Here is a 13,365-nt window from a genome sequence, read left to right as displayed (position 1 = left end):
AGCCTCACTCACGCAACGTGTCGTGGACGTCGTCGACGTGTCCGAACTGATACCCCTGCTCCTGCAGCCGTTTCAGGATCGACGCCAGCATCTCGAACCCGCGGTCGTTGCGCGAATACACGGCCCGGTACTTCCGTGGCAGATTTCGAACGGTCGGGGGCGTCACCAGGTCGTGCATGTGGATGTTGAAGACCACGACCGGCGGCGGTCGACGGACCAGCAGTTCGGTGTAGGGCCGGCCGAACACCCGACAGAACGACAGGGCCGTCGGGATCGGGAGCCAGGAGGCATACACGGTAAAGGGAATTTCGTAGAGGTCGAACTCGGGGAGGTACTGGGGCGTCCTGGGCTGGTCGGTGTTGTCGAAGTGGCCGGGTCGCCAGGTCGGGAAGACGCTGGCGTCGAATTCGTAGCCGGCCTCGGCGAGGTGCCGGTAGTCTTCGCGCCGAACGTCACCGTTCGGGAAGCGATAGCCGACAGGCTCCTCGCCGAAAAACTCGTGGTAGCGCTCGGTGCTGGTCTCGACTTCGTATTCGATCGACGTCCGCGAGCGGTGGCGGTGGGTGTGTGAGTGGGGGTGAAAGCGAACCTCGACGCCCGCTTGCTGCAGGGCTTCGACGGTCTCGGGGCGCTCGTCGAGCAGGTCCGTCTGGACGAAACAGGTGAGCGGAACCGACAGGCGATCGAGCAGGTCGGCGAGGCGGTCGGTGTGGGCGGCCGCGGCGTAGCTGTTGGCGCCGGGTGAGGGAACGTTCGCGGCCAGCAGCGTCCCGAAGTCACACTCCAGGTCGAGTGTGAGATACGCGCGTTGCCGTGACGGCCAGTCGAGTACCGGCATTCGTCAGTTCCTGGCGACGTCGACGTCCGGTTCGAGGTGATCGGCTGCACGAACGACCCGGCGGACCTGTAGCTCGTGGGGAGCGGCCGTCTCGGGAACCTGACGTGGCCTGGTCAGCAGGAGATACGTGCAGAGGCCGACGAGCGCACCCACGAGTGCGGTGGCGGTCCAGCGCCGCGTCCGCTCGCTTGGGGAGCCCTTGAATCGGCGGGCGAATGGCATCCCGAGCAGTGATGCCATTACGACTGGCAAGATGACGACTGTCCCGGGCCGTTCGCTGGCAGTCAGTCGCGCGATGTTGGCCATGAGCTCGGCACCGTGGACCAGCGGGTTTTCCGTGCTGGTGTCGGGCAGGTCATAGCGGACGGTGACACCAACCTCGACGACACGGTAGCCCCGTCGGACGACGTGATAGAGGATGTCCGTGCTCGCGCTCATTCCCTCGCCGATAGTCGCGTCGGTCGCCAGCGAGTGGTAGGCACGGGGGCCGTAGGCGCGCAGGCCGCTCTGCGTGTCGGTGATTCGGGCGTCCCCGCGCGTGCCGAGGCTGAGGTTGGTCGCACCGTTGACCAGCCACAGGCCGAGCCGACGGTAGGCCGGAATCGAACTTTCGACGTTCGCGTAGCGACTCCCGATCACGAGGTCGGCCTGGGTTTCGAGGCGGGCGGCCACCAGCGACACGACGTCGTCGGGGTCGTGCTGACCGTCGGCGTCGATGACGACGAGGTGTACGGGATCTCGCCGCGCGGCCTCCCGAAAGATCGTCTTCAGTGCGCCGCCGTACCCACGATTCGTGGGGTGGCGGACGACGTCCGCGCCAGCTTCGCTGGCGACGCGGCCAGTCTCGTCGCTGCTCCCGTCGTCGACGACCAGCACAGTGTCGGCGTGTATCGCTGCCGACGCGACGACGTCAGCGATCGTCGCGGCTTCGTCGAACGCCGGGATGGCGACCATGATCGAGCCGGCCTCATCCAAAAGCGTCTCGTCGACCGACGTGAGGTCCACCTCGACGTCCCGTCGAACTGCCGTTTCTCCGATCCCCGTAACAGCAAAGTCAGTCATGTCCCACCTACTACATCTGAGTACGTCGGGAACTCTCTTAAAGACCGCCTACTGGGTCAGCATTCGCGAGTCACCCCGCAAATCCATCACACGAAGGGGCAAATCCTTTTGTCCGCGGTGGCCTCTCACCCGGTATGGACACCAGCGAGGAGATCCTGGAGTTGCTCCGGGAGAACGCCCGCTACAGCATCGACGACCTCGCGCGACTCACCGACGCCGACCCCGAGGAAGTCGAGGACACGATTGAACACCTCGAAGAATCGGGAGTCATCCGCGGCTACCAGGCTGTCGTCGACTTCGAGGAGACTGACCGCGAGCGCGTCCACGCGATCGTCGAACTCAACGTCACGCTCGATCGCGAGACCAGCTACAGCGACATCGCAGACCGCATCGTGAAGTTCCCACAGGTCCGGGAACTCCGCCTCGTGAGCGGTGACTACGACTTCGACATGGAGGTCGAGGGCGACTCCATGCGCGAGGTGAGCCACTTCATCAGCGACAAAATCGCGCCGATCCCCGAGATCACCCAGACAGTGACGCACTACCTCATGGATTCGTACAAGAAACAGGGGATCGTCATGGGCGACGGTGACGACGACGACCGCCTGTCGATCTCGCCATGACGATCGAGCCCTCCGATCGCGTCGAGACGGTGCCGCCGTCGGGTATCCGGCGTTTTTTCGAACTCGCCGAGGAGATGGACGACATCATCTCCCTGGGCGTGGGCGAGCCGGACTTCTCCGCGCCCTGGGCGGCCCGCGAGGCCGCGATCACCTCCCTGGAACTGGGCAAGACTTCCTACACTGCCAACCGCGGCAAGCGCGAACTCCGCGAACTGATCGCCGACGACCAGCGCGAGCGCTACGGACTCGACTACGACCCTGACGAGGAGATTCTCGTCACCTCGGGCGCGAGCGAGGCCGTCGATCTGGCGCTGCGAGCCGTCGTCGATCCCGGCGACACCGTCGCAGTTGTCCAGCCCAGCTACGTCTCGTACGTCCCGGGCGTCATCTTCGCCGGCGGCGATCCCCTGCCAGTGCCGACCACACAGGAGACGGAGTTCAAGCTCACCGTCGACGCACTGTACGAGGCCGGAGCCGAGGAAGCCGACGTGCTGATCCTCTGCTACCCGAACAATCCGACAGGCGCGACGATGACCGCCGCGGAGTTGGAGCCGATCGCCGAGTTCGCCCGCGAGCACGACCTCGTGGTCCTGAGCGACGAGATCTACTCCGAACTCTCCTACGAGCACGACCACGCCTCGATCGCGACGTTCCCGGGTATGCGCGAGCGGACGGTCGTCTTCAACGGCTTCTCGAAGGCCTACGCGATGACGGGGATGCGACTCGGATACGCGATGGGGCCACCGGAAGCGATCGACGCGATGAACCGCATCCACCAGTACACGATGCTGTCCGCACCGACCACCGCGCAGTTCGCGGCGATCGAGGCCCTGGAGAACTGCGAGGATGCCGTCGCGGAGATGCGCCAGCAGTACAACCGCCGTCGCCGGCTCGTCCTCTCGCGGTTCGACGACATGGGGATCGAGTGCTTCCGCGCGAAAGGCGCGTTCTACGCCTTCCCGGAATGCCCGTGGGAGGACAGCGGCGAGTTCGCCGAGGCGCTGCTTCAGGAGCAGAAAGTCGCTCTGGTCCCCGGCACGGCCTTCGGCGAGGGCGGCGAGGGCCACCTCCGGGTTTCGTACGCGACGGGGCTGGAGGATCTCAAGGAAGCGATGGACCGGATCGAGGCGTTCATCTCCTGACGGAGGGGTCGGTTCTCGGAAAGCGGCTCGGCTGTGTTTCGCGGAATGAAGTACTTTTTCGCGCAGGTCGGACCGCCTCGTATGTCTCGCGAGATCGAAGTCGAAACGACGGTCGGTGAGGACTATTCTGTGACGATTCCCACCTCCGTTAGAGAGGAGGCTAGTCTTTCGGCGGGCGACCCGCTCCGTTGGCGTGTTGACGATGCCGGAACACTCTCTGTTGAACGTGTCGAGCAGTATTTCGGCGCGTTTTCCGAACTCGAACCGGTCGATAGTTCTGTAGAACACGATCATTCTACTAGGGGCCGGCAAAGTCCCAGAGACACCTTGTCCTCATCGGTTCGGGCCACTATCGACGCAACCACTCATTCTCCGACTTTCCCGAGAATCTCTCTGAGTATGAGTTTTTGTAGAAGACTTTCTTCGAAGTCGGGAACCATACCACCGTTTAATATTCTCAATATCTAATATTCTAACATTATGGAATGTCAAGAAGCTAAATCCCGTCTGGAATCCAGGTTACAATCTGCCGTCGAAGACAACTCCGAGCTCCACTCCGCGTACCTGTTGGTCCATTCCGACAGTCGTGATCTCCACTGGAACCTTGCCACCGGCCAGACGGCGGGTATCGAAGCCGATCCAGAGCAACCATACTACGCAGCCAGCATTGGCAAGACATTTACTTCGACGATTGTGGCTATGCTCGCCGAGGACGAGCAACTGAGCTTTGATGACCCGATATCGGAGTACCTGTCCGAGTCACTTCTGGACGGTCTTCACACGATCAACGGCACAGACTACACAGACGATATCCGCATCCGTCATCTCCTCGGTCACACGTCCGGACTGCCCCATTCACTTCCCGAAGGCGGAAAGATGTTCTTCAACACGCGATTGGAGGAATCTCCCGAGGGGAAGACGCTATTCGACGAGATGATGGCGGAACCCGACCGGATATGGGAACCGGAAGAGACGATCGAGTGGGCAAAACACAATCTGGAATCGCATTTCTCGCCCGGGGAGGACTGCTACTATTCGGAGTTCGGGTACAACCTGCTCGGATTGCTCATCGAAAACGTAACTGAGCAACCGTATCACGAGGCTCTGGCGGAGTTCCTTTTTGATCCGTTGGAGATGGAGCATTCGTACTTACCGCCGTTCTCTGACCCTGCTGTCGAAAATGAGCTTCCCACGGCCCCGTTTTACATCGACGAGAAGAAAATCGATGTGGACGACGTGCCCTCGTTGAGCGCGTTCTACGCCGGCGGGCAGACGGTGAACACCGCAGAAGAACTATTCCGGTTCCATCGGGCCCTGGTCGAGGGGGAGCTCGTATCCGAGGAGACGCTCCAGAAGATGCAGCAGTGGAACAAACTATGGCAGGGAATCGATTACGGCTACGGCATCGTCCGCATCCGCCCGTTGCCGTTTCTCAAACGCTTCCACTGCTGGGGCGGGTTGGGTGCGAGCAGTGCCTTCATGGTGTACAATCCCACGATCGACGTCTATCTGATCGGGACCTTCAACCAGTGGTCGTATATGCGAAAGAGCATGATGTTCCTCTTCCAAACCCTGCGTTCGATTTCGAAGGTAGAGCGACCCGGACAGTAGGATCGCAGGTCCTCGACTCACTTTTCGAGTTCGCAGTCAGGAGTCCCAGCATCAAGGGCACATCGGTGAGTATTCGGAACGGTGGCCGTATCTCCCAAATCGAATAGTCCGACTCGGGCGTCGCCCCATTCTTCATTGGCGCCCTCTATGCAGCACGGATCGCGACACCGTTCGTCGAAACGACGGTTCGATAGCCCAGACTACCCACCACTTCCACAATCCATTCGAACGGCCGACCCACCCACGACAACGATTATGTGTGTCTGCTGAGAATCCTGCCTGTATGCAACGGGGCCATTGCGCGGGGGAGCGGCCGTGACCTACGAGAGCCGGCCCGCCGCGGCCGAGGACCGCGACCGCTGGCGCGAGTTCGTCGCCGACCACCCGGCGGCGACGGTCTTTCACACCTGGGAGTGGCACCAGGCTGTCGGCGACGCCTTCGGCTACGAACCGGCCTTCCGGGTCGTCACCGAACGCGGCGAGGACGAACCAGTGGGCGTCGTCCCCGGCTTTGCGATCCCCGGCATCGGCGGCCGAACAGTGGTCAACCCCTTCTGTGAGTACGGCTTTCCCCTGCTCGGCGAGGGTGTCGATACCGTTGCCGTCCTGCGAGACCTCGCGAACGGCCTCGGCCGACTCGGCGCGCGAATCGTCAAAGACGCCGGCTGGACCGGTGTCTCGGGCTACAATCCGGCAGGCTACGGAGCCGTCCGCACGGGCGAAGTCATCCGTCTCGACACCGACCGGGCGTTCGACGCCGTGCGCGAGCGCTCGTTCAGCGGCGAGGCCCGCCGCTGTGTCCGCTCGGCCGTCGAGTCCGGCGTGACCGTCAGGCCCGCCACGGTGACCGAGTACTATCCGCTCTACCTGGCGACGATGCGTCGGCTCGGCAGCCCGCAGTTTCCCGAGGACTTCTTCGTCGACCTCGCGGGCGAACTGGGCGACGACCTGGCGGTCTTCGTCGTCGAACACGACGGCGACGCGATCGGCGGGATCCTCATGCTCGACTTCGACGACACCCGGATGATCTGGTCGAACGCCTCTCGAGAAGACGCCTGGGAGTATCATCCCAACTACCGGCTGTACGCCGCGGCCATCGAGGACGCCTGCGCGACCGGGATCGACGTCGTCGACTTCGGCCGCTCGCGCCCCGGAACGGGCGTCCACGGCTTCAAGCGCCAGTTCGGTGGCACGGCCTCGCCGCTGTCGAGTTTCGTCACGCCGCCCCATCGTGCCAATCGCGCCTCGCTGGAGGGATACGGTCGCGCCGCAGCCATCGCAGAGCGACTCAGCCCCGTCGTCACCAACCCCGTCGTCGGCCCGCAACTCAAGCGCTTCATCCACGAATGACCATGTCCCGAAACAGATTCCAGACGCTCGTACTCGCGCTCGCGCTCGTCGCCGCCGTCGTCTACTATCGACGGCGTGAACAGACGATCAGGGAGAGCCTCACGCTCAGCCAGCAGTGGGCCGCCCCGCAGGAGGGCCACACGCCCGAATCGGTTGCGACGACCGATCCGAGTGCACTCGAACGGGCCGCGACGCTGCTGAACGCCCGGCCCGAGGAGGTCCCTGATCGCGTCGAATCGCTCGATACGAAGGTCCGAGAGCTAACCAGCACACTCGACAAAAACCGCTCGGCGTGGGTCGCTCGCTGGTGGGCGGCCCGTCGCTCGGAGCCGCCGGCGACCGACGAGCCACACGTCACCGTGATCGACCTCTCGGACGGTGTGCTCGAAGACGCCGAGGCGCTGGCCAAAGCGGCGCTCACCGACAGCCTCGGCGTGACCATCGTCACTGCCAGCGGTGACGGCTCGCTCGCGGTCGCGGTCGGCTCGGACCTCGACCAGCAGGCCGACGAGATCGCCCGTGAGGTCGCCCAGGCTGCCGGCGGCGGTGCGGGCGGCGGCGCGGAGTTCGCGACCGGCGGCGGCGAGGCCGAGCAACTGGCCGACGCGGCCGAAACGGTCCGGGATCGACTCGGCGCTGAGGCCGGGTTCGCGGTCTGATGGCCGGCGTCGCGATCTACCTGCCGGAGTTGACACCCGGCGGAGCCCAGCGCGTGACCGTCGACCTCGCGAACGGGCTGGCCGAGCGCGGTCACGATGTCGCCCTGCTCGTCTCCTACCCCGGCGGGCAGTTGCGCCCGGAAGTCGACGACAGCGTCGCGGTAGTCGAGCTAGCGACGCCAGCGATTCCGGGCCTGGGGATCGTCGCCAGTATCCCCTCGCTCGCCCGGTATCTCCGGCGCGAGCGCCCCCGGATCCTCTTCTCGGCGATGACTTACGCCAACGTCGTCGCGACGCTCGCGGCGCGACTCTCCGCCAGCGGAACACCCGTCGCGATCGTCGAGCACACCACTGTCGGGATGGAGATGGGGGGCAAACGCGACGTGACCAACCACCTCGCTCGCTGGATCTATCCCCTCGCGGATCGGGTGATCGCCGTCTCCGAGGGGGTCGCCGAGAGCATTCGCGAGCGGACCCGCGTCGATCCCGATCAGGTCGTCGTCCTCCCCAATCCCGTGCCAGTCGAGACGATTCGCCAGCGAGCCGACGGAGATGTGATCGTTCCGTGGCTCGACGATCCGGATCTCGACGTGGTGCTGTGGGTCGGCCGCTTCGCGCCCGAGAAGGACCTGCCGACCCTGCTGGCTGCGTTCGACCGCCTGCACGACCGGCGGCCGGAGACGAGACTCGTCCTCGCGGGCACCGGAGACGAACGCGAGCGCGTCGAGCGGCTGGTCAGCGAGCGCGGCCTCGGAGACGCCGTCGCCTTCCCGGGGTACGTCGACCCCGCGCCGTACATGGCCCGGGCGTCGGTGTTCGCCCTGTCCTCGACCTACGAGGGGCTGCCGACGGTGCTGGTCGAGGCACTCGCGTGTGGCTGTCCCGTCGTCTCGACGGACTGTCCGAGCGGCCCCCGGGAGATTCTGGGCGAGGAGGAGTGGGGGCGGCTCGTTCCAGTAGGTGATGCCGCCGCGCTGGCCGACGCGCTGGCTGCGAGCCTCGACGAGCCGCCGGATCCGGATCTGCTTCGCGAGCGAGCCGAGAACTTCGCCAGCGACCGCGTCCTCGGGGAGTACGAGTCGCTGATCGCTGATCTCACGGGAAAGGCTGATCGCTGATCTCACGACCGCTCGATGAGCCCCGAGCGATCGAGAAACGCCGCGACGCGCTCGCGGAGGTCCTCGGGATCGACGACCGTCTCGTCGTCTCGCGAGGGATAGACGGCACAGTCGTACTCGAACCCGAGCTGGCGGGCGAGAGAGAAGTAATAGGGCTGGACGTGATCGTCGGGAAAGAACTCGAACACGGCCGCGTCCTCACAGTGGATCAGGTTCACGAGTCCGGCTCCGTGAGGTCCGACGACGGCGTCAGCGTGGGCGAACAGCCGTATCTGGTCGGGAATCGACAGCTCCGAGAGGGCGTAGGATTCGAAGCCGAGCGGTTCGAGCGCGTCGAGAACGGCCGCCTCGTCCGCGACACGCCGCGTTCCGGTGTCCCGTCTGGAGACGTAGACTCGCGAGGAGAACGCCCCGGCGTCGAGGTTGCCCTCGCCCGGGTCGAGTCCGTCGACGTTCGAGCGCATCCGCTCGGCGACCCAGCGGGCGTCCTCGGGGGCGGGGTTGAAGTCGTCGCCGAAGTGGCTGTCGTGGGGTGACACGAACTGGTTGCGATGGCTCGGCACGACCAGGCGCTCGATCCGTGCCTCGGGCCAGATCCACTCGGTACAGTCGTCCGGCCCCCACCCACACAGTCGCAGGGTCTCGCGTATCCAGGGTTTCGGCTCCGGCGGGACCAACAGCGTCGGCCGCCGCCCAGTTTCGGTCTCGTAGCGTTCGAGCATTCTGAGTCGCGGCAGGTACTCGATCACCCAGTGGTAGTAGCTTCGCCAGTGTGGGAGCATGATGGCGGCCGTCTCGGGAGGCGTTCCATCGATGGAGTCGGGCAATTCGAGCGACGACGCCCCGTGCACCACCGCACGGTAGGATCGGTATGCGTCACGCGTCGACCGGCCGGCCTCGATCGCGTCGTAGAGATTCTCCAGCGCGAAGTAGAGGTACATCCTGCTGGCGTTGGTCGTCTCCAGCACGACTTCGTCGTCGACCAGTCCGATCCCACGCTCGCCGAGCACTCGTGCGTCCTCCACCTCGGCGACGAACGGTCGTTCCGGGTCGTACGTTCCGGTGGTCTCGGCCAGGGGTTTCGGCACCTCCGTCCCCGTGGGGGCCTCGACCGTGACCGGCTCTTGCTGCGCTCCGTCCCAGAGCCGCTCGGCCTCGCTGGCGCGTGACCGCAGCGTCCCGCGATCGAGGAGTCGGCCCCGGAGTGGGTGGACGAGCAGCCACCATCGGAGACGCTCGCCAAGGAGGTCGTCCCGGACGAACCGCGGGCCGCGGGCGAGCAACCCCAGCAGGCCACGCTCGCGATAGGTGTGTCCGACCACGTCTCCGAGCCACCGTCGAAGCGACCGCCGTTCCCGGGGATCAGTCATCGCCCACCTCGTCGGATGGCCACCGACAGACGACGCGGTCTGACTCGGTTTCGACAGTCACGGGAACGTCCAGACTGAGCGCGAAGCCGACGGCGAGAAACGACGCGACCGGGTGGTCGAACTGCTCTAACGACCCGAATCGTGGGTCCACGACGTCGATTGTCGCCGTCCCGGTCTCGATGTCGACGTCCGGCTCGACGGCTTCGACCAGTTCGAGACCGAGTACGAGACCGTCGGCGAGCTGGGTGGCCAGTTCGACCGGATCCGTCGAGAGGTCGGCGACGACCATCCCCTCGAAGGCGTCGAACAGCGCTGCCCCCGTCGGATAGAGCGTGATCGCCGACCAGTCATCGTGATCGGCTGTGCCGAACACCGGTCGGCGATTCCGATCGATCGAAACCCGCTCGCGCTCCTCGGTGGGCACGGTCAGCGCGACTGCAGTGAATCCCTCGGTCGCGTAGGTCGTCGGGGCGTAGACGCGGCGCTCGCCGAGATCAACGTTTCGAGCCAGCGCGTCGGCGTTTGCGGCGTAGGCTCTGTAGACTTCTTCGACCGGATCGGTCGCACTCGTCGCGCTGGGACGGAGAAAAAACAACAGCAGTGCGCCGAACAGCCCGACGCCCGCGAACGCCGTCAACACGTCTCTCGGTCCGTCGGAGGGTCCGACGATCGCGAGGGCACCCGCTGCACTCCCCAGCAGGAACAGTCCTACAGCAGTCAGTCGATAGGGGCGGCTCGCGTACCACGCCCGAACGCTGCTGGTCTGTCGGCCCGCGTCGCGTGCCACCATCTACGCGAACCACCTGTCCCCGATCGACTGCGCCCACACTTGCTGCATCGTTGGTAGAGGCAACGGCCAGCGGGGAATAAAACCTACCGACCGGATTCGAACTCGAACGCTCCCAGGTCCGGTGCCGAACCGCTGTATGGAAGCCCGACGTCGACGCCCGCGTCGACGGCCGGGCTGTCGGTGCGCAGGCGGAGAAACGACTCGTCTCGCGGGTCGACCGAGGCGAATTCGGGATCGTCGATGTCGAGGTCCCAGGAGTTGCGCCGACTGTCGACCAGCGGCGAGAGCACCGCCAGCCCCTCGTGGCTCAGGTTGTTGCGCAGCCGGTGGGCCGGACAGCGCGGCGGCATGGCGTCGAAGACACAACCCAGCCGGAAGTTGACGGGGTTGTTCCAGGCCGTGCAGTTGTGAAGGGTGAGCTTCCGCGTCGCGCTGTTGTCGTCGAAGCCACGCGATCGGTTGTTGTAGGCCACACAGCGCTCGACCAGCGCGTCGCCACTGTCACCACCGCCACCGAGTTTGAACCCGTCGCCGTTGCCGCCTCTCGACCCGTCGGGTTTCCAGCCGTTGTCGTAGGCGACGCAGTTTCTGACCGTGACGTCGGTCGTCGCCCAGAGGTCGATCCCGTCGTCGCTGTTGCCGGCGGCAACGCACTGTTCGACCAGCGTTCCGGGCGAGGCCTCGACGTCGATCCCGTCGCTGTTCCCGCCGCCAGAGGACGGGTCGTAGTTGCCGCTAGAGACGACGTTTCGAATCGTGACCGCTTCGGAGTTGAAGACGAACAGGCCCGTGCCGCTGGCGTCGGGATCGCCGCCTGAATTTCGGACGGTCACGTTCTCGATTGTGACGTGCGTCGATCCCGCCTCGACGAACAGCCCCCGGCTCGGTGCACGGCGGATTTCGATCCCGCGAATATCGAGCCAGTGGCAATCCCGAAAGCGGAAACCCCCGACGTCCAAACGCTCGAAGTCGAAGATCGGCCGTTCGCCCGATGCCGCCCGGAGGGTGACTGGCTCACCGTCGTCACCGCCCAGCCCGCGGACGTCGACCGGTCGAGTGGGTCTGTAGGTCCCACCTCGGAGGACGACTGAATTACCTGGTTCCGCCCATCTGAGCGCTCTCGGGACGTCGTCGAGCGGATCTTCGCGGGTCCCGGCCGCCCCCGGACGACCGTCCGGCGCGACGTACAGCTTCGTCTGTGGCGTTGGCGTCGGTTCGGGCGTTGGCGTCGGCTCGGGCGTTGGCGTCGGCTCGGGTGTGGGTTCCGGCGTCGGCGTCGGGCCGGGTGTCGGTTCGGGTGTGGGTGTCGGGGAGAGCGGCGGCTCCGCCGTCGTCGGGATCGGTGCCGCAGTCGGCGTCTCGCCGATCGGCGTGTTCGTCGGGCCGTCCGACCACGAACAGCCCGCCAGCCCGGTCGCCGTCCCGGCTGCGATCGCGCTGAGAAATCTCCGCCGGGAGTAGTCGTCCTCAGTCACCGTCGCGGCCTCCACTCGACTGGACCAGCGCCATCAGCCGCTGGGCCGGCCGATAGGTCACCCGGCCACCGAGACACGACAGCAGGTACAGCCACGGTGTCGGCAGCGTCGGATCCGTGCGGATCGCTCGAACCGCCAGCCGGCGGGCGTCGCCGTAGTAGCCATTCTGGGCCGCGTCGATGACCAGCGTCTCCAGCAGCGAGGCGACGAACCGCTGCTCCAGGTCGTACTCGGCGGCGAGGTCGCGGTGTTTCTCGACGAACAGCGGAAACGAGACGTCGCGGCGCTTCTGGAAGTTCTGGCCGATCCGACCCGGGTGGTCCCAGTGGCGGATCGTCAGGGGTTCCTCGACCGCCGCGAACGCACAGTGCAGCGACAGCCGAAGGAACCACTCCTGGTCCTGCCAGCTCGGGAAGCGTTCGTCGGGCAGCCCGGCCGCCTCGATGACGCTCGCGCGGACCATCACCGCCGAGAACTCGGCGACGCTTGCTCCTTCCAGAATTGCCCGCGTGACGTCCCCGCTGAGATCGTTGCAGATGACGCGCTCGCCGTCGTCGTAGACGTACCGCGACCCGGTGTAGACGAAGCCCACCGAATCGGGACTGGCCTCGAAAGTCTCGACCTGGCGCTGGATCTTCGCGGGCTCCCAGCGGTCGTCGTCGTCGAGAAACGCGACGAACCCGCCGGTCGATTCGCGGATTCCGGTGTTGCGGGCAGCGTTGCCGCCGCGATTCTGCTCGTGGCGGATCACCGTCAGTGAGATGTCGTCGAGGGCGATCTCGTCGAGGGCGTCGGCCGCTGGCTCGGCGGAGTGGTCGTCGACGACCACGAGCTCGATGGGGCGGTAGGTCTGGGCGCGGACCGTCTCGACCGCCCGGCGGAGTTTTTCCGGCCGGTTGTAGGTCGGGACGACGACGCTCACCAGCGGCGTCTCCATACTGCTGTCATTCAGCCTGCCCGACGAAACCGCTTTCGACTGGGGCAAGCGCCTGGTCGCAACTGGTGGCTGCGGTTAGGGGAAGACCCTTGTCGGCTCCGGGCAGAGACTTCGATATGGCCGAGTCGCGCCTGCAGTTCGTCCGCTATCACGTCGCGTGGATGCTCGCGACGATCCTCGTGCTCGTCTCTCTCGGACAGTTTTCGCTCACGCAGTTCTACGTCATCGCGCTGATCGGCTACTTTTTGATCGCCGAACTCACCGTCGCCGAGGGGCTGGAGCTGGCCTGGCGACGCCGCGTCAGGGTCGCCGGGGTTCTGCTCGGGCTGGGATTCGTCGTACTCGTCGGCTGGCAGATCCAGCAGATCGTCGCGGGCGGGGCGTGAGGTC

At 65.5% G+C, this 13,365-nt stretch carries 14 protein-coding genes; 8 read left to right on the top strand and 6 right to left on the bottom strand.

Translation table 11 applies throughout. The features are described 5' to 3' along the window. Positions 1-4: 4 nt before the first annotated feature. Together DV733_RS03580 and DV733_RS03575 are read right to left on the bottom strand one after the other, a co-directional pair. Positions 5-838 carry a polysaccharide deacetylase family protein gene (locus tag DV733_RS03580; protein WP_049993824.1) on the bottom strand — a complete coding sequence of 278 codons (834 nt, stop codon included), beginning with the start codon at positions 836-838 and terminating at the stop codon, positions 5-7. A gap of 3 nt (positions 839-841) precedes the next feature. Beyond that, on the bottom strand, positions 842-1,900 hold the full coding sequence (locus DV733_RS03575) for a glycosyltransferase family 2 protein (RefSeq protein ID WP_049993823.1): 1,059 nt from the start codon (positions 1,898-1,900) through the stop codon (positions 842-844). Between the two features lie 134 nt (positions 1,901-2,034). Between DV733_RS03575 and DV733_RS03570 the strand changes: the two genes are divergently transcribed. The 7 genes from DV733_RS03570 (at position 2,035) to DV733_RS03540 (ending at position 8,403) form a co-directional block, all read left to right on the top strand. Next, the gene (locus tag DV733_RS03570) at positions 2,035-2,523 is read left to right on the top strand and encodes an Lrp/AsnC family transcriptional regulator (RefSeq protein ID WP_049993822.1); all 489 of its coding nucleotides are present in this window, start codon (positions 2,035-2,037) and stop codon (positions 2,521-2,523) included. Then, entirely contained in the window at positions 2,520-3,665 is a 1,146-nt protein-coding gene (locus DV733_RS03565; protein WP_049993821.1) for a pyridoxal phosphate-dependent aminotransferase, read from the top strand. The genes DV733_RS03570 and DV733_RS03565 overlap by 4 nt, the downstream gene beginning before the upstream one ends. Positions 3,666-3,710: 45 nt before the next feature. Further along, the gene (locus DV733_RS17845) at positions 3,711-4,133 is read left to right on the top strand and encodes an AbrB/MazE/SpoVT family DNA-binding domain-containing protein (RefSeq protein ID WP_336884734.1); all 423 of its coding nucleotides are present in this window, start codon (positions 3,711-3,713) and stop codon (positions 4,131-4,133) included. A gap of 12 nt (positions 4,134-4,145) precedes the next feature. Then, positions 4,146-5,276: a serine hydrolase domain-containing protein gene (locus DV733_RS03555; protein ID WP_049993820.1), complete on the top strand. Its 1,131-nt coding sequence runs from the start codon at positions 4,146-4,148 to the stop codon at positions 5,274-5,276. Positions 5,277-5,591: 315 nt separating this feature from the next. Beyond that, a complete protein-coding gene (locus DV733_RS03550; RefSeq protein ID WP_237560483.1) occupies positions 5,592-6,626 on the top strand; it encodes a lipid II:glycine glycyltransferase FemX in 1,035 nt (344 codons plus the stop codon). Between the two features lie 2 nt (positions 6,627-6,628). After that, entirely contained in the window at positions 6,629-7,285 is a 657-nt protein-coding gene (locus DV733_RS03545) for a DHHA1 domain-containing protein (protein ID WP_161569335.1), read from the top strand. Then, complete coding sequence (locus DV733_RS03540; RefSeq protein ID WP_049993817.1) at positions 7,285-8,403, top strand: glycosyltransferase; 1,119 nt, start codon at positions 7,285-7,287, stop codon at positions 8,401-8,403. Before DV733_RS03545 ends, DV733_RS03540 begins: the two co-directional genes overlap by 1 nt. Before the next feature lie 2 nt (positions 8,404-8,405). On the opposite strand, the gene DV733_RS03535 is transcribed toward DV733_RS03540, so the two are convergent. The 4 genes from DV733_RS03535 to DV733_RS03520 form a co-directional block, all read right to left on the bottom strand. Continuing rightward, positions 8,406-9,773: a glycosyltransferase family 61 protein gene (locus DV733_RS03535; protein WP_049993816.1), complete on the bottom strand. Its 1,368-nt coding sequence runs from the start codon at positions 9,771-9,773 to the stop codon at positions 8,406-8,408. Then, a complete protein-coding gene (locus DV733_RS03530; protein ID WP_049993815.1) occupies positions 9,766-10,563 on the bottom strand; it encodes a hypothetical protein in 798 nt (265 codons plus the stop codon). Before DV733_RS03530 ends, DV733_RS03535 begins: the two co-directional genes overlap by 8 nt. Positions 10,564-10,646: 83 nt before the next feature. Continuing rightward, positions 10,647-12,038, bottom strand: coding sequence for a right-handed parallel beta-helix repeat-containing protein (locus tag DV733_RS03525; RefSeq protein ID WP_049993814.1), 1,392 nt, complete (start codon positions 12,036-12,038; stop codon positions 10,647-10,649). Further along, positions 12,031-12,975, bottom strand: a complete 945-nt coding sequence (locus DV733_RS03520) for a glycosyltransferase family 2 protein (protein ID WP_174876512.1) — start codon at positions 12,973-12,975, stop codon at positions 12,031-12,033. Before DV733_RS03520 ends, DV733_RS03525 begins: the two co-directional genes overlap by 8 nt. A gap of 116 nt (positions 12,976-13,091) precedes the next feature. Here DV733_RS03520 and DV733_RS03515 point away from each other — a divergent pair, with 116 nt between their 5' ends. After that, the gene (locus DV733_RS03515; protein ID WP_202594275.1) at positions 13,092-13,361 is read left to right on the top strand and encodes a hypothetical protein; all 270 of its coding nucleotides are present in this window, start codon (positions 13,092-13,094) and stop codon (positions 13,359-13,361) included. The last annotated feature ends 4 nt before the right edge of the window (positions 13,362-13,365 follow it).

The organism is Halapricum salinum, assembly GCF_004799665.1.
GTDB lineage: Archaea > Halobacteriota > Halobacteria > Halobacteriales > Haloarculaceae > Halapricum > Halapricum salinum.
This window is presented reverse-complemented; position numbering and strand designations above follow the sequence as displayed.